Source organism: Psychrobacter sp. N25K4-3-2, from assembly GCF_015351755.1.
Lineage (GTDB): Bacteria > Pseudomonadota > Gammaproteobacteria > Pseudomonadales > Moraxellaceae > Psychrobacter > Psychrobacter glaciei.
Window position 1 is genome coordinate 706,328 of record NZ_JADKLX010000001.1, and the last position, 23,129, is coordinate 729,456.

A 23,129-nucleotide genomic window follows, 5' to 3' on the forward strand; every position below is an offset into this window, starting at 1 on the left:
GGTATTTTTATGCTAGCCCAAGTCTCAACCATAATACCTAAATTAACACGTCGTAAAAAAAGCCTATTATTCGCAGCTGTTACTTTGTCTATGAGTGCTGCGGTGTTTGCGGCTCATAATGATGCTCATATTAACAACAGTCCTGAAGATGTGCCTGTGGTCATTAAAGGTGTCGTGGCTACCAGCTCGGATAAGCAGCAACTCCTGGAAAAGCTAAAAGCGCAATACCCTAACAAGCCCGTCAGAGATGAGATCGAAGTGCGTTCTAACATTAGCATACCGACCAACTGGCAACAGGTAGCGACGGCTATTATCGATAGTGATATCTCCAATATCCGTCAGGGTCGTATTGATATTCATGGGACTACCATCAGCTTGCATGGCAAGGTGAGCAGCATTGAGCAAAAGCAAGCCATCCAAAACCGGATACACACGCGTCTCACCGATCTTTACCAATTAGAAAATCAATTGGTCGTCGTAGAAGGTGAGCAGCGACTTATCGATGACACCTTGGGCAACCGTATCGTCGAGTTCGAATCCGGCAGCGCGAAGTTGACCTCCTTGGGTCTTGGTATCTTAGACGATATGGCTGGCGTCCTGCAGCGAGTTGGCGATAAACCAGTGACCATTATTGGACATACTGACAATGTGGGCAACCCAAGTGCCAATCTGGTCTTATCTAACAAGCGTGCCGAAGCGGTTAAGCAATACCTCATCGGTCGTAACATTGATGCGGCCCGTCTAAGTACCGCAGGTAAAGGTGACGCTGATCCTATCGCGAGTAATGACAATGAAGAAGGACGCACTCGTAACCGCCGGATCGAATTTACCCTTGGTGAATAACGCTGCTATATACCTTGATCATGGCAGCCAAGCACTGATGCTTATGATGCCGTCTCTGACACAAGAGGGACTACCCCTATGTTACGCTTGACCAACACCGTGCTTCCGATGCACCCTGATAGGCTGTATGCGATTGAAGGCAATAGCCAAGCCCCTTACGCCAGTGCTCGACAAGATATGGCGGCTCACCGAGCGTGGCTACAGAAACTGACTCATGCTCATGAGGAAGCACACATCATCGCTCAGCTGAACCCGAACGGCTGTCACCAGCACGAGCAGCACGGTATTGATACCTATCTATTACACGTCTATATCCATGAGCGCCATCATCCCCCTTTCACACCGTTAACGGCTTTAATCGGTAGTGCATTAACCTTGAGCTTTGATACTCCGAGCGGATTGACCTATCGTCATCTCCATATCACAGCCATTCGTCAACTGGATCATGATGGCAGTTATGGCTATTACCGTCTGCTGGCACAGCCGATTACCTATCGCTTGCATCAGCATCTACATAGTCAAATAGACACCAACTTATCTGTTCTCACTATGGTCTCAGAGCGCCTCAGCACACTAGCTGTGGACGTGGTCGATGACAGCAGCAATGGTGAGAATGATACGAACTGGATACCCGCTCGTATGACTCAGTGGCAAATGAGTCACTGGTCGCATATTTGTGAGCGGCTCGCGCGTCAAGGTCTGACGGCTTATCTGCGCCATGAGCAAACGGACGATCACAGCCTGCCAAAGCTCATTATCACCTCCGCTCATCCCAGCGATAGCGATGGTATCAGCGTGAACATTGGCGCATTACGCTATCAACAAATATTACACGACCGTGTCCATGCGCCTGTCTTGGCCATCAGTGAGCAGGTCATCACCCAACCAAACTCAGTAACGATGCAGCGTTTCAATGCAGCAAATGTCGCACATCCAACCCAGTCAGCCGATATTGCGACGAGCCATAATGGGGATAAAGAAAACAATCAAACGAGTAGCCATTCACTCACTTTAGACAGCCCAGCCGCCTTTGCACCAGTAACCGATACCGAAACTATAGATGAGGCAAGCATAGTCGCTAACAGCCATCAAAGCAGATATAGCGTCTATCACGCCCTCGCCCATGCTACGGATTTGTGTGTTGCTGATACTTTTATACTTGTCGATCACAGTGCGCTCAATCAACACTACCGTGCTACCCATATCGTTCATTTGGCACGCAATAGTCTGGCGCACGTCACTGGACTCACCATAAGCTCACGCCATCATCAGCGCCATGCTTCCAGTTTAGAAGCTGGCATTCACTTAACCCAGCTGCGCCTCATTACCGCTGATACTCCATGGGTTGGTCCTCTATACAGCAGACAGGCTCTACCGCCGATGACAGGCATTACGGACAGTCAAAGCGATACAGACAGTCGCAATCATATGACCCCGACCAAAAGCTACTTACTGGATAGTCCAGCTCAATCTATCAATCGCCTTGAGGCACAAGCTGGCGCTAACTATGGCACACACTTTACCCATCGAGCGGACGACCAAACCCTGATGCAGTCTATCGGTGACGGCGAGCATCTGATCAATACTGGCAGTCTACTGTCATCGAGTCGCCCTAGCTTATTTGCCACGGACAACGAACAAGCAATTGAAAGCGGCTATCGCAACACGGACAACGGTTTATCAGAATGGGTCACTGATCACCGTACAGAAAAAGCTTACTCTCAGCTAAAAGTAGACAGTGCTGGGATATCCGCCAGTCTAAAAATGGGGGTTATCAATCCATCAGAAACCACCAAAAGTCAAGGTATCAATGCGGCTACTAATGCCCAAATCAATATAAAATCAGGCGAAGCGCTCGTTCTCTCCACCCAAGCACAAACCCACGCTCAATCTGGACAGCATAACTATCAGCAGCATACCCCGACTCTGACCCAAACTGGTCTAGGTGGTCAGCATCTAGCGGAACGCTTAACGCAACTGGCAACAGGACTAGGCAGAAACGTCAAAGACCATGCCAATATTAAGACTCAGTTAGAGAGTATCGCCAAGGAACAAGACACTAAAACCCATCAGCAAACACCTTACACGCTAATCGACAGCGCAGCAGACACAAGTTATGTCAGCGAAGATACGCTGATTCACAGAAGCATGGGCGAAATGATCAATACCACTCAGCAAGATATGAGTATCAGTAGTGGCGATAGTCATAATCAAGTCAGTAGTGAGTCGTTAAACATAATAGCCGATGGTCAGTTTAGTATGACCAATGCAAAAGAGAATATCACCCTCTCCGCCCATACAGGCAAACTGGAAGCGACTGCTAAGCAAGATGTAAACATCGCCTCCTCCACCAAAGAGGTTGAAATAGTCGCAGCGAATAAGATTACGCTGACGGCTGGTGGTGCGAGTATTACACTTGATGGCACAGATATTACAATTACGGCTAAGCAGTTTACGGAGAAAGGCGGTAAGCATAGTAAGGCTGGGGGTGGAAGGAATGGGTTGGGGTTAGAAAAACTACCCAGTAAGATGCTTGAAACGGATAATAATTTACGAATTGTATATGACGAAGGATTTATTATAATCGACGAAGATACTCAATTACCTATCCAAAGCTGCCATTATAAAATCATAAAACCAGATCGTAGTTTTGAAACAGGTATCACGGACAAAACAGGTAAAACGCATATAATCGAAGGTTACAATATTGAAGAACTAGAAATCGAGGTAAAATTCTAATGGCAAACACCACTGATAACTGGCAAAGAATCGGGCAGTCATCAACTAGTCCAAAAAGTAATACTAATAGAGCAGTAGTAAGTACAAAAGTACCAAAAACTGAAAATATTGTATTCATCGGTTCTGAGTATGATTACGATAGCTTTTGGTTGAAAAATATGTTCATCGCATCTGCTTATCCTTTTATAAAAGATAGAAAGAAATTTAGAGCATGTGACAAAGTAACAATCGCTTATGTAGACTACGGCTATACCCGTCTAGAGAAGCTAGCAATTGAAGGATTAAAAGAAGAAATTAACTTCCCTTGTGATATTAGATTTATTCCTATTTATATGCAGTCGCAAGTTATCGATATTTTCAATGAGCAGAGAGCAACTTACAAAATACAAGATTTAGCATTCTTCTGTCATGGCCTCAATAGTGTAATTGCACTAAATTATTACAGCTCACCTCCTATAAATCTTACCACTTCTCAAATTAAATCATTAAATCCTAATATATTTCTTTCTAATGGCACAGCTTATTCATACGCCTGTAGAACCGGAATTTCGAAAAGTGATGACGAGTTTACTAAACTGTCTTCAGCTGAACCAAGCTTAAGTTTTGCACAAAATTTTTCTACGCATAATGGTATAAATTTTCATGCTTTTTATAAACGCTCTCTATACCGCAATATATTATTCATGCCTAAAGAATCTTCTTCTATCTCCAAAGAACTTAGAACAAAAAGAAGTAATAATGGAGATTTAAGCTCATTTAATTTATTAACTAATTATGAAGCTTTAAAGCATGTAGGATTAGGTCATACCATAGTAATAAAATCTCCTATTAAGATGCCTAACTTTTTTGATCTTATTCCTAGAGGAAATGTAGGTGAAGGAGTAGAAGACTATTCTCTCTGGAGAAAAGGAGGTGGCATGAACCTCCCATCTACAGCAGAAACTCCTTTAGGTCTACCTACGGGTATTCATATATTCAAACCTAAATAGCGGATATTATCTATGAAAAAAATTATCATAACCTTTTCTATATCTACTCTTTTTCTTCTCACATTACTAGGAATTAATATGAATGCTAACTCAATGTCTTCGTTTAGTACCAATCAGTTCAATAAAGAAGTTTATAAAATAATTAATGCAGAGAATAAATTACACAAGAAAAAGTACTTTGAAAGCCTCAATCATACTAATTATTTACAGCATCCTATCACTTTGAAAGGAGTAAATCCTCCTAGAAACTCAAGTCTATATATCTACTCAAGAATTAATAATTCTTTTATATATGCTGGTTCATTTTCTGAAGTTATAGAGACTAATATTAGTGATGTCTTTTATTCTGAAATAAATGACTCTCTAGCTTTCTATATTTATGACGATGAAACATTAACAGGGTATACAGCTGAACAAGAGAAGTTTTCTCCTACTTGGGTTGAAGGAAAAAAAACAGTAGTAAGCTTTCTACCTTCTAGACAACCTGATGCAAAAACGGGGCAAAACATCTCATATATTGTAGAAATAGAATAAATACTCATAACTTCTTATCAGTTGTCTAAAGTTAATTATGCCAATACAGAATGATACCAAGGCGTTTTAGAGCATTAAAGATACCCGTTTTACTACAGTTCAAGCGACGAGCTCTTTCGTAATTATAATCATCAGGGTATCTTTTTACGTCTTCAATCAATGCGTCATCAGGTATTTTAGTCGGTGCTTTATTTCCCTTTGTTTTAGGGGCTAAGCTCTATTGCCAGCTATGAATACTGCTGGTACTAAGTCCATAAAACAGAGCAGCTTCTCGTATGGTCATGCCATCAACGATGCTAGAAAATATCTGCTTGCGATTGTCTATTGAATAAGGCATCGTTTATTTCACTAAATGCGATTGTTAATAAGATTGTATCGGTTTTATTTGGATTAGACTATATATGAAAAGACATTATTTAAAATATACCGTGGTCACGTTAGTTTTTTTATTAATACTAATTTTTACTTACATTCATATGGCAAAATCAATGAATGCATTTAATTCTCAGAAATTTAGTCAAGCTGATTTTATATATATTCAAGAAGACTTTAATAGTCAATATATATCATACAAAGAAAGCATCAAAAAAAACCTAGTACTGAAGTGACAATGAAATTCCATAATATTATTCCGCCAAATACGTCTAATATCGAAATATATTCTCACAAAGTCTCCAACTATCTATATATTGGCCCCTACGAATCTACTCTTAGCTTTCCTATAGACGATCTATTATTTGAAGACAGTGGGATTGATTCTTTAGTTATATCAATAGTAGATAAAAAAGATAGCACATCTCATACTATCGAACAGGAAGCGACCTTTGAGTTTTGGAAACAGAATAAAACCACTAACATCTGGTTTTTGCCATTTAGAAATTACGATGAAAAAACAGGTACAAGTGTAGGATACACAGTTTCAATTAATTAAGATTTTCGGTGGTGTATCAAAAAGTATACTAAAGGAATAAAGGAGAGTGACCGCTAAAGCAGAATTACCAATGTAAGGACTGCAAGCATCAGCTTCATTGTCGATAATGCCTTAACCTATCACGGCTATCATTCTAAAATAGAAAGTATCATACGGCTAATGACGGTTAGAAGTTGTGGTGTTAGAGACATCGCTGTTATGGTCTCAGTTAGTGTTGGTAAAGCGATGAGCAGCTATGCTCATCGCTTTATAAGACTGCCCCTAAAAAATCCTACTCTGACTCAAACCGCATTGGGTGGTCTAACCCCTTTCGTTTGATCCCTCAGTATACTTTTTTAGGTGCCATTTAAGTTTTTTTACTGCATTTGCCAATCAAACGGCATTTGATGATGACCACGTAACGCCATCATTAGCGTCTGTTGCATCTGCGCTAATACTTCGTTGGTATACGGTATAGCAGGGACACCCCATACTGGATTTGGCCATTGCATGTCGTTCTGATAACGGACGATATGATGGAAATGTAGCTGCGGTACTTGATTGCCCAGTGCTGCCACGTTCATTTTGTCGGCTTGGAAGGTCTTGGCCAGTTGGCTTGATAACCAGCTCGACTCACGCAAAAACTGCACTTGGTCTGCCTCAGACAGCTCATATAACTCTTTGATGCCTGATACTCGTGGCACCAATATCAACCAAGGAAACTGGCAATCATTAATTAGACGACAAGTCGATAAAGGGAAATCCCCCACTAAGAAACTATCAGCAGCAAGTTTATGATGAAGTTGGAACATAATGACGGTTCTCTTGTTATGACGCTTGAATAAAAGGAAATGAATTAAAAACTTAATGGGTTATAGCCAGTTCAATATGAAAAAGATACGACAAATAAAGCATCCAGCTGGGATGATTTTTAGAGTGAATCGACTGTATAAAGATAATAGGCTAAATATAGAATGTCGCTATTTTATCAGTTATCTAGTTGATAAAATAGCACCCTGACTGATTGCCTTGGAATGTTCGTTTAGCGTAGCATAGTTGACGCCTGTACCTGCTAAGCCGTTGCTTAGAACAAAGCTAAACAGGCTCTGTCACCATATGTTCACTAAAGTAGCGTAATAGCTCTTGGATCACAGTGACGCGCTGCTGCGGTGTTGCCAGTTTATCGGCATCTTGGTAACGAATACCAGAAGCACCATTCATACGATAGCGCTGCCCATTGCTCTGAATCAATTTAATAATCGCTAACGCATCAACGGGTGTATCAGGCGCAAATTCCAACGTCATACTATTACTATTGGCATCAATTTTATTGATCTTTAGTGGTTCGGCTTGTATACGCAGTCCGTGAATGGCAAAAAGCTGCTTGGTTTGATCGGGTAATATGCCAAAACGGTCAATCATTTCGGTACGGATATCAGTGAGCGCTTCTTTATCATCGGCATTACTGATACGTTTATAAAACAACAAACGCTGATGCACATCGTGTAAATACTCTTCTGGTATCAATGCCGAGCTATGCAGATTAATCTCGCTGGTCAGTGACAATGGCGTACTCAAATCGGGCTCTTTACCCGCTTTAATCGCTTTTGTCGCGCGCTCCAGCATGTCCATATATAAACTGAAGCCAATCGCTTGCATATTGCCGCTTTGCTGCTTACCAAGTATCTCGCCAGCCCCGCGAATCTCTAAATCTTCACTTGCCAGCATAAAACCTGCACCCAGTGTATTAGCACGTTCAATGGCATGTAAGCGTCGCTTGGCATCACCTTTGAGACCCTTAATAGACGGCACAAGTAAGTAACAATACGCTTGATGATGGCTACGACCTACACGACCACGCAGCTGATGCAACTGAGCCAAGCCAAACTTGTCAGCGCGCTCAATGATAATGGTATTGGCATTCGGCACATCAATACCGGTTTCAATAATAGTCGAGCATATCAGGACGTTGAATTTTTTATGATAATACTGCTGCATTACTTGTTCAAGTTGGCGCTCTTGCATTTGACCATGAGCGACCCCTACTCGCGCCTCTGGTACTAGCTCGCGAATGGTCTCAGCCATACGCTCGATACTGGCAACATCGTTATGAAGCAAATACACCTGTCCTCCACGCAGTAACTCGCGCAAGATAGCCTCTTTCATTAATGCTTCTGTTTTTTGCATGACAAAGGTTTTAATCGCCAGACGACGAGCAGGTGGCGTAGCAATAATCGACATATCACGCATACCAGAGAGCGCCATATTAAGCGTTCTAGGGATTGGGGTCGCTGTCATCGACATACTATCTACATCGGTCTGAATCGCCTTGATACGCTCCTTATGACGCACACCGAATCGATGCTCTTCATCGACAATCATCAGGCCCAAATTAGAAAACTTCACATCCGGTTGTAATAACTTATGAGTGCCGATAACAATATCAACTTTACCAGCCGTCAAGTCAGCCAATACCGTATCTTGATGCTTTTTACCGCCAAAACGCGACAGCGTTTCGACTCGTACCGGCCAATCAGCAAAACGATCGCGAAAATTGTCTTCATGCTGACCTGCCAGCAAAGTCGTCGGTACCAATACCGCTACTTGATAGCCAGCACTAACCGCAATGAACGCAGCGCGCATAGCGACTTCAGTTTTACCAAAACCCACATCACCGCAGATAAGGCGATCCATTGGTTGGTTTTGCCTCATGTCTTCCATAACGGCATGGATAGCATTGGCTTGATCAGGTGTTTCTTCAAAAGCAAATTGACTGGCAAACAGCTCATACTGTGATGAGTCGATTTTAAAATGAATACCGACTTTAGCTTCACGCCGTGCTTGCATATTGAGCAGTTCAGCAGCAACATCATGAATTTGCTCCAAAGCTTTTTGCTTGGCTTTGTCCCATTTGCCGCTGCCGATTTTATGCAATGGCGCAAGTGCAGGATCTCCGCCACTATAACGGCTGATCATTTGTAGATTGGCGACTGGCACATAAATACTGGCATCATCAGCGTATTTCAAATGAATAAACTCTTGCTCGCCATCACCCACATCTAGTGTAATCAGACCATTATAGCGACCGATACCGTGCTCGATATGCACAACGGGACTACCATCTGTTATCTCAGTAACACTTTTTACCAAAAACTCTTCTGACACACCGCTTTGACGGCGACGGCGCGTCTGTAATACTTGACGCCCAAACAGCTGTGTCTCACTAATCAATACCAAACGCTCAGGGACATAAACGCCGCGTTCAATGGGTGCAACGGTTAGCCCAACCTGTGGCAGCTTTTTATCATTAAGCCCAGTAGTTTTATCAGCGGCTAGAAACGCCTCAAAGCTATCATAAGCTTTGATGTCTATTTTACCTTTAAACAGCTCGATCAAAATCTCACGACGACCTGCTGTTTCGGCAACGATTAATACTGGTGTCGCCGTTTGCGCTTGTAGCGCTAAAAATTCTAATAACTCCGTGAGAGGTTCAGCTTTTTGATGATTCACTGATAATTGCGGTGGCTCTAGCGCGCTTAACGTCACCAAGCCTTGCTGTTTATTTGCCACAAGCGGCAGTTGTGGCTGTGAATCTGACTGTTGTTCAACCTCTAACCGTGAATCATCGCTATCAATCGCAGCGACATCGGTCATGGTAGCCAATTCATTACGGGCACTGAGAATCACGCGTGGATAGTGGTTGAGGTGCTCGTTTAGAGTATTTGATAATAAATACAATAGCTCAGGGGCGACGATGGGCTTATCAACATCATGACGACGCTCTTCATAACGGCGCTGAATCTGTGACCAGTAATCTGCTTGCTTTTCGTTAATTAGCTCATCTGTTATAAATAAGGCATCGCTTGGTAAGTAAGCAAATAAGCTACTCTCCGCCTCCCAATCCTTTAAATCAAAAAATAATGGTTGGTAGTATTCTAATCCGCTACTGGCGATACCTGCCATCACATCTTTATGCAGCTCAAACTTACGACTACTGGCACTAGGGAACATGGCAGCAAAGTTAGTGCGGAAAGTCTCACGCCCTTCATCGAGCGGAAACTCTTTCGCCGGTAGGATTTGAAATTGCTGGATAGGCTTTGAGATATCTGGCAGTTTATGCAGTAGCGATAGTGACTCTTTGCCCATGCTACTATCATTGCCACTCATCATCGTTTTAAGGTCATCAACGGTCAACGTCCGCTGGGTCTGCGGATTAAAGAAGCGAATGGTCTCAATTTCATCGTCAAACAGATCTAGACGTAGCGGAAACGGCTGACCCATCGCAAAGATATCAATGATGCTACCGCGTACGGCAAATTCGCCCGGCTCAAAGACATTCTCAACTGCACGGTAACCTGCCTTTGCCAATAGACCACGTTGAGTGTTGATATTAAATCGATCACCCACACTCAAATCAAAATGCTGCCCTATCAGCCAGCTTGGCGGTGCGACCCGATGCATCAAAGCTTGAACCGAGATGAGCAGCACCCCTGTCGTTGGCATATCGGTTAATAGATTGATACGCTCACTGACAATATCTTGATGCGGGGACAGCTCATCATAAGTCAATGTCTCCCAATCGGGGAACACATAAGCATCGACCCCGCAAAATGCCAATTCCGTCTCTATCTGATTGAGCTGGTTTTGGTCACGGGTTACCACAACCTTCAAACGGTCAGCAACATTCCATAGCGGCGTTTGTACTAGACTTGCCAGCCATAAACTGCTGACAGCCCCATGCACAGGAGCCAGCCAACGCCGCTGGGCATTTTGGATAGGAAACAACTGCTGGTTAATCGGGTCAAAGGCGTCAGTCAAAGCAGTGATAGGCATAAAGGATAGGATCAATGTTAAGAGTCAGAAAGCTATTATACGAATATTTCAGCAATTACCAAAATTTATGCCGTAACGGTTTGTCACTTAGCATTTTTATTAAAAAACCAACAGCTAAATAGTTGATAAAAATAGTATTCGTACATAAAGACAGGATAATTAAATGTAAAAACCTCAACGGTTGAGCTGAGGTTTTTGAGTTATAATCATTAAGCTGTTTTTAAATTATAAGCTGTTTTTAAATTAATGGCTTGTCGCTCGCGATAATGCCATTATTATCTGCGTAGACAAACATACCAGAGTTTAGTGTCAAATCACCAAAGCTAATTTCAATGTCCGTCTGGCCTTCATCGCGGCGATTTGATTTACGAGGGATGCAACCGAGTGCCATGACACCGATATCCATTGCTGCCATATCATCGACATCACGAACACAGCCATACACCACGACCCCTGCCCAGCCATTATCAATTGCTGACTGTGCAATCATATCGCCTAACAGCGCGCAACGCATTGAGCCACCACCGTCGACCACCAATACTTTGCCATTACCGTCTTTGTCTTTGCCATCGCTGTTCAGTAATGATTTTACACGGCTATTGTCTTCAAAGCATTTCACCGTCACGATTTCACCGCAAAATCTGTCTTTGCCACCGAAACGATGAAACGACTTGCCTTCGATATTGGGCAAACATACCTGCGACTCAGGATTGGCATCCAATAAATCACAGGTCACAAAGTTCTCTTTATTCATCGCGGTTGATTCTGGCATCGTGTCTGACATGATCAAGCTCCCTAACTACTTATGATTGATTTTAACTTTTTTTGATATACCGCTTAGGCTATTTTTTCACTCTGGTCATCGCCAGCATCTGCTTATTTTCGATAATATTAGTATGCTTAATTAGCGGTTCCGTACGGTATTTACTACGCTGATACATATCATTGGCGCTCATCGCCATTGCACTAGCGACACGTTTGGCAGAAATGGGATGCAATGATAAAGACTCTGACAATAACGGCGAGATAAGTTTAAAGGCTTTTTGACCAAGGCTTTCAAGCGGACGTCCCTTGTGTTTGCCAAGTAACAATGACGGGCGAAAAATCACTAGTTGCGCAAAATCTAATGCGCTAATTGACTGCTCAGTTTCAGCCTTTACTCGATTGTACAAAAACCGACTGTCGATATCAGCGTTCATTGAAGATAATAAAAAGAAATTTTCAACGCCTTTATCGCGGCATAGTTTGGCAAAGTTCATATTATAATCGTGATCGACTTTTCGAAACGCTTCGTCACTGCCAGCCTGCTTTTTTGTGGTGCCGAGGCAACTAAAGGCATCTGTCGTTCGATCAACACCCACACTGACAAATATTTCGCTTAGATTGTCGAAGTCATTGACCTGATAAAAGCGCATACTGGCATTGATGTAGCGTGGCGGATGCCGTGCAATCACAATCAACGTGTCGTAAAGCTCACTCAATTGTTTGACAAGGTGTTCCCCCACCAATCCTGTCGCGCCAATCATAATTGCTTTTCGCTGCATACCTTATCCATTTATATAATGTTAGAAAATCCATGATTATGAGAAGACATATCCGTAAAGACAGATTGCTCCTCTATCATACCTAAATTAACAGATAACTGAGCTCATTAAGCACAGTTTATTGTAAGAGATTTTGTCAGCGATAGGTATGACTTGGCAGCTGACTTTACTCTTAATAGCCTAATAAAGTAAAATATTAGCAAATAGTTTAACTACTTTGAGCATTAACCATCAAATATATTGTTCTAAGCGCAATAATTTGCTAAGATAACCGGCTTTACACGTCAACGCTGTTTAATTATTCCAAACAGTTCTGACGCTTGCGATGATCTATTGATATTAGATACCCTATTAATATCAGACATCGACATCATGTTTGGCGAGAGGCTGCTCGTCACCGATGATTGTTAAACCCATTATTGCAATCAACATTCATATTTTTATCTGTCTTTATCAAGGAGATACGCGTGGCTAATACTGCACAAGCTCGTAAACGCGCCCGTCAAAACACCAAACGTCGTCAGAACTCTGCGTCACAACGCTCTATGGTTCGTACTTACTTAAAACGTGTTGATGCGGCAATCGCAGCTAAAGATTATGACGCGGCTACCGAAGCTTACAAAAAAGCGGTACCGGTTCTTGATCGTATGGCTGACAAAGGTATTATTCATAAGAATAAAGCTGCTCGTCGTAAGAGCCGCCTAAACAAAACAATCAAAGGCCTTCAAGCTTAAGATTTGTTCTGTTTAGACCGTAAGCATAAAAAAACCTTGTCACTGGTTCTAATACTGGGGCAAGGTTTTTTTATGCTATTCTTATTTGTATATGGATATTTAGGAGAGGCTCAGTGGAATCAATGACTAAGCGTGCAATCGTGATCGGTGGTTCTTTAGCTGGGCTGTTTTCAGGGACACTATTACGTTCTATTGGCTGGCAAGTAGATATTTACGAGCGTTCTGCTCATGATTTGGATAGCAGAGGCGGTGGTGTTGTTTTGCAAGCTGATGTCGTGACTGCTCTTAAAAAGGCGGGAATTGCGACAGATAAGCTAGGCGTCGATGCTCTTGAGCGCTATTATCTGCAAAAAAATGGCTCAATTGAAAAAATGGCCATGCGTCAGACGCTCACCTCTTGGAATATTCTCTATCGCTCGATGCGAAGACACTTTCCAGATAAGCATTATCATCAAGGTAAAGTATTAGCGCAGGTACAATCAAAAGGCGCTAAAGTAACAGCTGTTTTTGTTGATGGCTCTTGTGAAACTGGAGATTTATTGATTGGTGCTGACGGGCCAAATTCAACTGTACGCCAACAGCTTTTGCCCACTTATGAGCCTCAATATGCAGGTTACGTGGCTTATAGAGGTTTGATCGACGAAGCTGACTTAGCGCCAGAAGTGGCTAAGATATTTACTGAACGGTTTGTATTTTATGATTTTCCAAACTCGCATATTTTGGCCTACGTCATTCCTGGTGAAAACGAATCGCTGGTTCCAGGAAAACGCCGATTTAACTGGGTTTGGTACGTTAACTATGATGAGAAAACGGAGTTAGCTCATATACTTACCGACAAAAACAGTAAATGTAGAACGCATTCTGTGCCGCCAGGAATGATGTCGCCTGCTGTTGATCGAGCAATGCGAAGCTACGCAGATCTTGTACTCGCTGACCCCTTCAAAAAATTAGTAGCCGCGACTAAAGAGCCTTTTGTACAGTCGATTTTAGACTTAACAGTGCCGCAGATGGCTTTCGATAGAATGGCACTGATAGGAGATGCCGCTTTTATTCCTCGGCCTCATACAGCAGCGGGTACGGCAAAAGCAGCAGCAAACGCTATTTCGTTGGTAGAGGCACTCGTTGACCATAGTCATAACGTTCCTAAAGCCTTACAGGCATGGGAGAGTAACCAGCTATCGCATGGCATGCAATTATGGAAACATGGTCGCAGTGTGGGTGATCGTTCTCAGTTTTCTTATGGTAAAAGCCGAACAGAGGGATAAAAAATAAAATTCGACTGATTTTCCATTTTTGAGATGAATGGGTCAAGTTTGTGCTTAATAAGCATAAAACCCCTTTGAAAATTAAGTCCACTTCACTTTTGGTGGCAGCAATAATTTGCTAGGATGAAAGCCGGCAGCACGGTAACCTTCTAACAAAGTACTAACAGGACGAATATAAACCTCACCACGCCAGACAAAATAAGCATTCGCCTGATCAAAAGGCTTGTCATCGAACCACAAAAACACCCCTTCCATCATCTTAGGCCAATCATTCCAATCGATTTCGGTCACATCAAGCATTACCGCCAAAAAAGCTGATAACAAAGTATCATGACTAACAGCGAGCATCAAATGCCCATGCTGCGGCTGATGTTGATAAAAGAGCGATAAAATATCAAGACCACCTTGATAGGCATTTTTAGTACCTTCGAGGTTTCCTTGCAAAAAACGATTAATAAAGTTAAGCACACCAATTTCTTTGAATACGACATTGGCAATCTCAGGTTCAGTAACCAGACTGCCCGGCTCCACTAGCAATGATTGATGAGCAATATGACGCTGTAACCCCGCCCCTTCTTGCATCAATTGTGCCGTGTCAATGCAGCGCCCAATCGGACTTGAGATGCTATCGACATCGAGCGAATACGGCAGGTGTCCTGCTAGCCAACGTCCCCAAGACTTAGCCAATATGCGACCTTTAGGCGTGAGCGGCAACTGATAACTGGCAAAACCGTTACCATCAGAACGCTCGCGTAGAGAGTGCCTAGTAAATAAAATCAGTCGCTTATTATCAGGTAATAAGCTGACCGAAGAGATCATACTGTCAGGTAAGTGTGACGGCGCAGGCGCACTTGGCGTGTGACTCGCAAGCTTATCTGCGGATAGTTTTGACTGGGTACTAATAGGATATTTGCTCATGCTAGCAAGCCTAGCAGATTTTTTATCAGGAATGAACAAAATATAAATCCAGTTGCAATATAAGCAGCGATAATGAACGGACTTTTAAGACCAATTATGAATGATGAATGATAGGCTATTTCAGAATGCGCTAAGCCACTGCTAGCGATCCAACGTATTTACACGAAAAACGGCTCAACCAATATCAATGACTTTATCCCAAGCAAAGGCTAATGCTGTACTACTCACCTCGTTTGGATAAGCGCGTGGATTGACAATCACTCGGGTATTACCAATACGATAGTCAAATGCTTCGTGCGTATGTCCATGCACCCACAGCGTAGGCGCCCAAGTTTCATGCATCCAGCCAGATAAATCACTGACGAACGCTGCATTACTGGGTAGGCTGGCATACTTCTCAGACACTGATAATGCACTGATGCTATGATGACTCATCACTATCGTTTTTTTGCCCAGTGTTTTCGCGGTTATCAAGGCTTGTTGTAACCATTGACGCTGCTCAGCATGCAATTGCATAGACAGCTCAGGTGAGAATAGCTGATCACCAGCATATATTTGCGTATAGTCCCGCATAAAGCGTTTAGCAGCGACCATAGTGTCCTCATTCGCTTGGTACTGATAATCAGTCCATAGCGTACACCCTAAGATGCGTACTTCTCCGATATCAATATGCTGACACTGGAGCACGCGCATGCCTTTGGCTGAGGTTTCATCGTAATTATCCCATGTTGCCAATTTCTGATCGAAATTTAGCACATCTTCTTTGAAATACTCATGATTTCCCGCGATGGTAATAAGCGGTACCTGTAAACGTGCAGCTTGCTCTTGTAGCCACGGCATGCCGCTATCACTATTAGCGGTGTCACCAGCGACCAATACAATGTCTGCATCGGTCTTAGGAATATGCCCCATCGGATGCAATTGCCGGGCATAGCTGTCAATGTGTAAGTCACTTAATATCTGTAATTTCATATTATCCAACATCATTTAGTGGCGTTATTATTAAAAATCTAATTAGCGATAAACGCTCATGATAGTAATATTCATATTTAGTTAGATGAACATTTTTGATATGGCCATTATATTTTAGAAAGGTTGTAAGCATAAATTTAAGTAGTGTAGCAGCTTTTCCTTGTCCATCAAAAAGTAAAAAGACAGCCATTTAGGCTGTCTTTTTACTTGATATCTATTCAAACTTAAATACTTTGAAGTATCTTCTGTAGTTTAGCAGTAGGATTTTGCGCTTGAGTAATAGAGCGTCCAATGACCAGATAATCAGAACCCTCCATCAATGCTTGACTCGGCGTACAAATACGCTTTTGATCATCCGCGCTGTCATCAGCGAGTCGGATGCCAGGCGTGATCAGCTTAAAGTCTTTACCGCATAAAGCCTTAAGCACTTTTGCTTCTTGGGCAGAACACACCACACCATCTAGACCAGCTTGCTTGGTCAATTGTGCTAGGCGGCTGACTTGCGCATCTAAACCGTCCGTGATGCCCGTTTGCATCAATGCTTGATTGTCCATAGAAGTCAGCACAGTGACGGCAATCAACAAGGTCTCAAAATTACCGTCTAACAGGCGTTGTTTGGCCAATGACATCGCCTCTAAGCCCGCGCTTGCATGGACATTAACCATCCATACGCCAAGCTCAGCTGCCGCCAATACTGCTTGAGCCGTGGTATTAGGAATATCATGAAACTTTAAGTCCAAGAACACCTCAAAGTCACGCTGATGCAATGCCTTGACGATATCAGGGCCACAACGAGTAAACAGCTCTTTACCCACTTTTAATCGACATAACGTTGGGTCTAATTGATCAGCTAGCGCCAAGGATGCATCTAAAGTCATGTTATCTAAAGCAACGATGACTGGAGAGTTAGTTATATTATTCATGGTTTTGCCATATATCAGAGTTATAAAAGCATTGTATTTTTAAAATTAGCCGCGCCGCCATTATCAAGCCGCTTAGTCTCGCTTATGCTTAATCAAAGTAGAGCCTTCATCTATATTAACTGCTGTATCTTGAGTCTGGGTCGCCGCTGTCCCGTAGACCGCATCTTCTACTGTTGGTGCATTTGCTTGACGATCAATAACGACATTGGCTTGGGTCAATTGCTCTTGCAAATGATTGTTGGCCTTGTTAAGGCGCGAGATTTCCCACTTATTTTGTAAGACGCGGAAGATAAGCAATGCTAGCAAAATACCGATAATTATACCGAGTATTAAACAGAGTATCAGCAGCAGCCCCAAATTCATCGTCGGTGCTTGTGAGAACAGCAAGTTTACGCCAACCTCAGTATTATTTGCTAATACCAAGCCAAGCGAATAAGCAAAGCTTAAAAACAGTAATACAAACAGTAAAAAGCGCATGAAAGATACCTCAGTTTTGAATGGAGCTAACAGTTTAAAGATAGCATTCTAGAGTGCATCATCAATTAACACATCTATTACCAGTACTAACATAGCCACTACTAGTTATTTGCTACTTTATCATTTACGGCTTCACGTAGTGCTTTACCCGGCTTAAAATGCGGAATAGCTTTGGCAGGTACAGGCACGCTTTCCCCTGTTTTTGGGTTGCGCCCCATACGAGCGCGGCGATGATGTAGACAAAAACTACCAAACCCACGAACCTCTACCCGACCATCATTGGCTAAAGTATGGGTCATCAAATTTAATATTTCACGTACTGCATCATCTACAACTGTGTCAGTTATATTTTCACAATTCGCACTCAAATTACTAATAAATTCGGATTTGTTAATCGCTTGCTGCATTATGACGCTTGCCCTGTTGATTAATGGATAAAATGATTGTGAGTCAAAATTTGGTTTTTACGATGACTATTTATAGCATTATACTGAATTAACTTAGAAACATCTAAAGTCACAACTGCTTCTATAAGCCGATATTATTTATATAAAACTAAATCCGACTGATATATTGTTACTCAATGTTGCAAATGATAGCGGATATTAGGATAAATGGAAATAAGAGTTTGTCTGTTTGAGCAAAAACTTCCATTACTGACCACGTTATACAAATTTAATCATAAAAAAAAGCGACCGGAGTCGCTTTTTTTACATTACTTTTATATCAATAGCTTAGCAACTTACTGCATTTGTTCTTTGATCAAGTCACCAATTGTTTTTGGCTGTGCATCAGTTCCTGGAGCAGCAGTCGTGCTAGTGCTACCAAGATCTTTAATCGCTTGACGCTCTTCAGCTTCGTCTTTCGCTTTGATAGACAAGTTGATGTTGCGTGTTTTACGATCAACACTGATGATTTTAGCTTCAACATCATCACCAACTGTTAGATGCTTAGTCGCATCTTCAACGCGGTCACGTTGGATCTCAGAGGCACGTAGATAAGCTTCTACTTCGTCAGCAAGTTCGATAGTAGCACCTTTAGCGTCTACTTCTTTCACTTTACCATTAACGATAGCACCGCGGTCATTGTTGACTAGGTATTCGTTGAATGGATCAGAGCTTAACTGCTTAACGCCTAGGCTGATACGGTTAGCTTCTGCATCTACAGACAATACCATTGCTTCAACGGTGTCGCCTTTATTGTAGTTACGGATAGCATCTTCGCCAGTTTCGTTCCAAGAGATATCAGATAGATGAACCAGACCATCAATACCACCATCTAAACCGATAAAGATACCGAAGTCAGTGATTGATTTGATCGTACCAGTGATTTTATCACCGCGCTCATGTTTCTTATCAAACTCATCCCATGGATTGGCTAGAGTCTGTTTGATACCTAGGCTGATACGACGACGTTCTTCATCGATATCAAGAATCATTACTTCAACTTCATCGCCCACTTGAACTACTTTTGATGGGTGGATGTTTTTGTTGGTATGATCCATTTCTGACACGTGCACTAGACCTTCGATGCCTTCAGAAATCTCAGCAAAACAACCATAATCAGTTAGGTTAGTAACGCGTGCTTTAACAACGCTACCCACTGGGTATGTGCCGCCAACGTTATCCCAAGGATCAGTACCAAGTTGTTTTAGACCTAGGCTAACGCGATTGCGCTCACGGTCAAACTTCAATACTTTAACTTTTAGGTCTTGACCAACTTCAACCACCTCAGATGGGTGCTTGATACGGCGCCATGCCATGTCAGTGATGTGCAATAGACCATCGATACCACCTAGGTCAACGAATGCACCGTAATCAGTAAGGTTCTTAACGATACCTTCGATCTCGATACCTTCTTCAAGCTTGTTCAATAGCTCTTCGCGCTCAGCTGAGTTTTCAGCTTCCATAACTGCACGACGGCTAACCACAACGTTGTTGCGTTTTTGATCAAGTTTGATGACTTTGAATTCTAGCTCTTTGCCTTCAAGATGCGTGGTATCACGGATAGGACGTACATCTACCAATGAACCTGGCAAAAACGCGCGTACTGAACCGATATCTACGGTAAAGCCGCCTTTAACTTTGCTAGAAATAATACCTTTAACGATCTCATCATTGTCAGAGATTTTCTCAAGGAAATTCCAAGTCTCAACGCGTTTGGCTTTTTCGCGTGACAGTAAGGTTTGACCCATACCGTTATCAACCGCTTCAACCACAACATCAACACTATCGCCAACTTCAACTTCAAGTTCGCCTTCTTCGCTTAAAAACTCTTCACGAGCGACGATACCTTCAGACTTAAGACCAGTATCTACTGTAATCCAATCACTATCGATGGCTACAACAGTACCTGTGATAACCGAGCCACGCTCGATATCAAGACCTGTTTCTTCGATGCTCGCTTCAAATAGTTCAGCAAATGATTCCATTATGTCTACCTTTGTATAGCCGTATCCTGTCCAGCACAGTACGGATCAAATTTATGACTATATAAAACGGAATACTGGTTTTATATCCTACATAGTCATATAAAAAAACGTTTGTTGCTAATAAGCGCATTATTCATAAACACAATGTTTATAGAGCTCATTAGCAACAACTGTCTTGTGTTATTAAAACGACAACGTTGTTCTAATCACTGCTTATCCGACATACTATAATTTTATACTAAAATCAAAGATATAGGAAACTATTTAGTGCTCAATATGTTGTTTCTATTAGCTATTAAAGCAGACACCCTGATTCTGGCAGTGTTTTTTTATCTGCTCATAAACCGCATTTGCATCTAGCATCGAGCTATCCAATACTAAGGCATCGTCTGCTGGCTTTGATGGTGCTGTCGTACGATTTTCATCACGATCATCACGGGCTTTAATCGTCGTTAATATTTCCTCAAAATCTGCTACTTGTCCCGCTTCCATTAGCTGTGTGACACGGCGCTTGGCACGTGCTTCCGCGCTGGCAGTCAAAAATACTTTAACGTCAGCATCTGGGAACACCACTGTACCCATATCGCGACCATCAGCCACTAGGCCTGAACGGGTTGCCATGTCTTGTTGTAGCGTTAGCAAGGCATTACGAACCTTTGGATAGACAGCCACTTGTGAGGCGTAACCACCAATCGTTTCGTTACGTACTTGCTCACCCACTGCTTCGCCATTAACGATGATATCGACACGGCCTGACTTATTATTAGGCACAAAAGCAATGTCCAAGCTTTGTGTCAGATGCAATACAGCCATCTCATCAATCGCTTTGCTAGCATCGGCAGTAATCAATCCTGCTTCAAACGCCTTTAGACCAACGATGCGATATAAAGCGCCTGAATCTAACAGCTGATAACCCAATGCTTGTGCCAGACGCCAAGTTACCGTGCCTTTGCCTGCGCCACTTGGACCGTCAATACAAATAACAGGATAACGCACTGGCTGCGCTTGGCTATTATCATTAGTAGGTGTAGAGACGGTCATAGGACTCACTTATCACTTAATAGTAGGCACTGCTTATATGGCTGCTTTTATACTAAAAAGCACATTAGCTAGAATGCTACTTATGCAACAGTAACAACGCAATATTTACTTAATTATCAACTGCTTGTTAGACTACTAACTTATTAGCAATCAAATAGGGCGATATTATAGCAAAAAAACCACGTTATCACTAGCCACAAGACTGATATCTTGTTGAATGTCTGTTTTAGGGTCTGCTGAACATTCAAATGTGGCACTGGCAGTGGCTATTTTGTAGACAATACGCAGTGAAATTTTTGACGCCTAGTCATTCTAGGTTAGACAATTTCGCCATGTATTGGCAAAAATAGCCCTGCCCTGAAAGGCTGATGCTAAAACCACCCCAAACGTTGTTGTAAACCTAGCTAAGGTCTCGACATTATCGTCGGTTTACGCCTAGTTTGGGAAGATTTTAGCGATCAGCAGTCCTAATATTTTAATGTTCAACAGACCCTAATTGTTAATGACAGTGTTTTTACTTTTTTTGGCGGCGCGGCGACGTTCACGAAAAAAATGCTTTAGCATCTGACTACTATGCTCACGGCATAAACCTTTATCAACTTGAATACTATGATTATAAAAAGGCTGCATGGCTAAGTTCATTTGACTACCAACCATGCCCGCTCGAGGTTCGCTCGCCGCATAGACCAGTCTATCCACACGGCCATGAATGAGTGCGCCAACACACATCGTACAAGGCTCTAAAGTTACGTACAAAGTTGTCTGTAATGGCAGGCGGTAGTTTTTTAAACGCGCGCACGCATCCCTTAGCGCAACTATCTCAGCATGAGCAGTCGCGTCATGGCGTCCAATTGGCTCATTGAATCCTTGCCCGATGATCTGCTGATTGTGTACCAACACTGCGCCTACTGGCACTTCTCCGAGTGCAGCCCCTTGTTTAGCCAGTAGCAATGCTTTTTGCATCCATTTAACGTCTTGCAGCGACCAAAATATACTGTTTGCAAGTGACATCTCTACTTCAATAGCGGCCAATTGGCTAGGTATTAACGGATGAGATTGTAAATTTATCATTAGATTATTTGTTATCTATTGTGGTAATTGCCAGTCAATTGGTGTTTGTCCATACTGTACCAAGTAATCATTGGTTTTAGAAAATGGCTTGGAACCAAAAAATCCACCACGATTGGCAGCCAGTGGTGAAGGATGCACAGCCGTTAAGATTAAATGTTTTTCAGTATCGATATACTTGCCTTTTTTCTGCGCTTTACTGCCCCACAATATAAATATCGTGTGCTCCGTTTGTTGATTGACCACATCAATCACGGCATCGGTAAACTGCTCCCAACCTTTATTTTGATGGCTATTCGGCTCACCTTCTCGCACCGTTAATGAGCTGTTCAAGAGTAAAACTCCTTGCTGCGCCCAATACGTTAAATCACCATGCGCTGAGTAACTGGTGCCGATATCATTGGCCATTTCTTTGAGTAAATTATTAAGTGACGGCGGCTTGGGAATCGCTTTGGGCACAGAAAAAGATAGCCCCATTGCCTGACCTGGACGATGATAAGGGTCTTGTCCTAAAATAACGACTTTAACCTTCGATAATGGGGTTAGGTTAAAGGCATTGAACATCAGCGGTGCAGGTGGATAAACACTTTCCTCTGATTGGTACGCTTCCTTTAAAAAAGCTCGTAGGTTATCCATATTGTCAGAGGTCAATTCATCTGCTAGTGCCGTTTTCCAGTCTGCTGGTAGACGGACATTGTCTAAAATCGCTTGCCTTTGCTCTGGGGTCTTCGTCGGCTGTTCGTCAAACAGTTCCATGGTACATCCTTATTATATTTGTTATGAATAATTACTTCGCAACTAGAGCATGTCATCATTTAGATTGATGGTAACAAAAAATGATGTGAGGTTTGTTGATAAATTATAGCAATAAAAAAACGGCTACCACAGCAATATGGTAGCCGTTTTTA

20 protein-coding genes and 1 pseudogene are annotated in these 23,129 nt (G+C 42.4%); 7 read left to right on the forward strand and 14 right to left on the reverse strand.

The annotated features are described in order from the left end of the window. The first annotated feature begins 9 nt into the window (after window positions 1-9). The 4 genes from IOD06_RS02810 (at window position 10) to IOD06_RS02825 (ending at window position 5,105) form a co-directional block, all read left to right on the forward strand. A complete protein-coding gene (locus IOD06_RS02810; RefSeq protein ID WP_194619003.1) occupies window positions 10-843 on the forward strand; it encodes an OmpA family protein in 834 nt (277 codons plus the stop codon). Between the two features lie 78 nt (window positions 844-921). Then, window positions 922-3,582 carry a DUF2345 domain-containing protein gene (locus IOD06_RS02815; protein WP_194619005.1) on the forward strand — a complete coding sequence of 887 codons (2,661 nt, stop codon included), beginning with the start codon at window positions 922-924 and terminating at the stop codon, window positions 3,580-3,582. Next, window positions 3,582-4,571 (forward strand): hypothetical protein, encoded by a 990-nt coding sequence (locus tag IOD06_RS02820; protein WP_194619007.1) that lies wholly within the window; start codon window positions 3,582-3,584, stop codon window positions 4,569-4,571. The genes IOD06_RS02815 and IOD06_RS02820 overlap by 1 nt, the downstream gene beginning before the upstream one ends. Before the next feature lie 78 nt (window positions 4,572-4,649). Further along, entirely contained in the window at window positions 4,650-5,105 is a 456-nt protein-coding gene (locus IOD06_RS02825; protein WP_194619009.1) for a hypothetical protein, read from the forward strand. Window positions 5,106-5,136: 31 nt separating this feature from the next. Here IOD06_RS02825 and IOD06_RS13575 read toward each other — a convergent pair. Beyond that, window positions 5,137-5,295, reverse strand: a pseudogene (locus tag IOD06_RS13575) (IS630 transposase-related protein); the annotation flags it as partial. Between the two features lie 420 nt (window positions 5,296-5,715). Between IOD06_RS13575 and IOD06_RS02835 the strand changes: the two are divergent. After that, window positions 5,716-6,036, forward strand: a complete 321-nt coding sequence (locus IOD06_RS02835; RefSeq protein ID WP_194619011.1) for a hypothetical protein — start codon at window positions 5,716-5,718, stop codon at window positions 6,034-6,036. A gap of 356 nt (window positions 6,037-6,392) precedes the next feature. Here the strand turns inward: IOD06_RS02835 and IOD06_RS02840 are convergent, their stop codons facing one another. The 4 genes from IOD06_RS02840 to IOD06_RS02855 all read right to left on the reverse strand — a co-directional run bounded on the left by IOD06_RS02840 (window position 6,393) and on the right by IOD06_RS02855 (window position 12,392). Further along, entirely contained in the window at window positions 6,393-6,827 is a 435-nt protein-coding gene (locus tag IOD06_RS02840) for an HIT domain-containing protein (RefSeq protein WP_189580711.1), read from the reverse strand. Window positions 6,828-7,110: 283 nt separating this feature from the next. Next, complete coding sequence (gene mfd / locus IOD06_RS02845; RefSeq protein WP_194619012.1) at window positions 7,111-10,848, reverse strand: transcription-repair coupling factor; 3,738 nt, start codon at window positions 10,846-10,848, stop codon at window positions 7,111-7,113. A gap of 238 nt (window positions 10,849-11,086) precedes the next feature. Continuing rightward, entirely contained in the window at window positions 11,087-11,602 is a 516-nt protein-coding gene (gene rraA, locus IOD06_RS02850) for a ribonuclease E activity regulator RraA (RefSeq protein ID WP_227669915.1), read from the reverse strand. A gap of 88 nt (window positions 11,603-11,690) precedes the next feature. After that, the gene (locus tag IOD06_RS02855) at window positions 11,691-12,392 is read right to left on the reverse strand and encodes an NAD-dependent epimerase/dehydratase family protein (protein ID WP_194619013.1); all 702 of its coding nucleotides are present in this window, start codon (window positions 12,390-12,392) and stop codon (window positions 11,691-11,693) included. 467 nt (window positions 12,393-12,859) lie between these two features. On the opposite strand from IOD06_RS02855, the gene rpsT reads away from it, so the two are divergent. Both rpsT and IOD06_RS02865 read left to right on the forward strand, forming a co-directional pair. Then, window positions 12,860-13,126, forward strand: coding sequence for a 30S ribosomal protein S20 (gene rpsT / locus IOD06_RS02860; RefSeq protein WP_010200097.1), 267 nt, complete (start codon window positions 12,860-12,862; stop codon window positions 13,124-13,126). A 122-nt stretch (window positions 13,127-13,248) separates the two neighbouring features. Then, complete coding sequence (locus IOD06_RS02865; protein WP_194619628.1) at window positions 13,249-14,391, forward strand: FAD binding domain-containing protein; 1,143 nt, start codon at window positions 13,249-13,251, stop codon at window positions 14,389-14,391. An 81-nt stretch (window positions 14,392-14,472) separates the two neighbouring features. On the opposite strand, the gene IOD06_RS02870 is transcribed toward IOD06_RS02865, so the two are convergent. The 9 genes from IOD06_RS02870 to IOD06_RS02910 form a co-directional block, all read right to left on the reverse strand. After that, window positions 14,473-15,309, reverse strand: coding sequence for a histidine phosphatase family protein (locus IOD06_RS02870; RefSeq protein WP_194619014.1), 837 nt, complete (start codon window positions 15,307-15,309; stop codon window positions 14,473-14,475). Window positions 15,310-15,483: 174 nt separating this feature from the next. Next, window positions 15,484-16,281, reverse strand: coding sequence for a metallophosphoesterase (locus tag IOD06_RS02875; RefSeq protein ID WP_227669858.1), 798 nt, complete (start codon window positions 16,279-16,281; stop codon window positions 15,484-15,486). 224 nt (window positions 16,282-16,505) lie between these two features. After that, entirely contained in the window at window positions 16,506-17,204 is a 699-nt protein-coding gene (pyrF, locus tag IOD06_RS02880) for an orotidine-5'-phosphate decarboxylase (protein ID WP_194619016.1), read from the reverse strand. 72 nt (window positions 17,205-17,276) lie between these two features. Continuing rightward, window positions 17,277-17,681: a lipopolysaccharide assembly protein LapA domain-containing protein gene (locus IOD06_RS02885; protein WP_194619017.1), complete on the reverse strand. Its 405-nt coding sequence runs from the start codon at window positions 17,679-17,681 to the stop codon at window positions 17,277-17,279. Between the two features lie 101 nt (window positions 17,682-17,782). After that, window positions 17,783-18,088: an integration host factor subunit beta gene (locus IOD06_RS02890; protein ID WP_010200120.1), complete on the reverse strand. Its 306-nt coding sequence runs from the start codon at window positions 18,086-18,088 to the stop codon at window positions 17,783-17,785. 335 nt (window positions 18,089-18,423) lie between these two features. Then, entirely contained in the window at window positions 18,424-20,112 is a 1,689-nt protein-coding gene (rpsA, locus tag IOD06_RS02895; RefSeq protein ID WP_189580689.1) for a 30S ribosomal protein S1, read from the reverse strand. 288 nt (window positions 20,113-20,400) lie between these two features. Next, window positions 20,401-21,153, reverse strand: coding sequence for a (d)CMP kinase (gene cmk / locus IOD06_RS02900; RefSeq protein WP_194619018.1), 753 nt, complete (start codon window positions 21,151-21,153; stop codon window positions 20,401-20,403). 492 nt (window positions 21,154-21,645) lie between these two features. Further along, window positions 21,646-22,224, reverse strand: a complete 579-nt coding sequence (tadA, locus tag IOD06_RS02905) for a tRNA adenosine(34) deaminase TadA (protein WP_227669859.1) — start codon at window positions 22,222-22,224, stop codon at window positions 21,646-21,648. 15 nt (window positions 22,225-22,239) lie between these two features. Then, window positions 22,240-22,977 (reverse strand): uracil-DNA glycosylase, encoded by a 738-nt coding sequence (locus IOD06_RS02910; RefSeq protein WP_194619019.1) that lies wholly within the window; start codon window positions 22,975-22,977, stop codon window positions 22,240-22,242. Window positions 22,978-23,129: the final 152 nt, after the last annotated feature.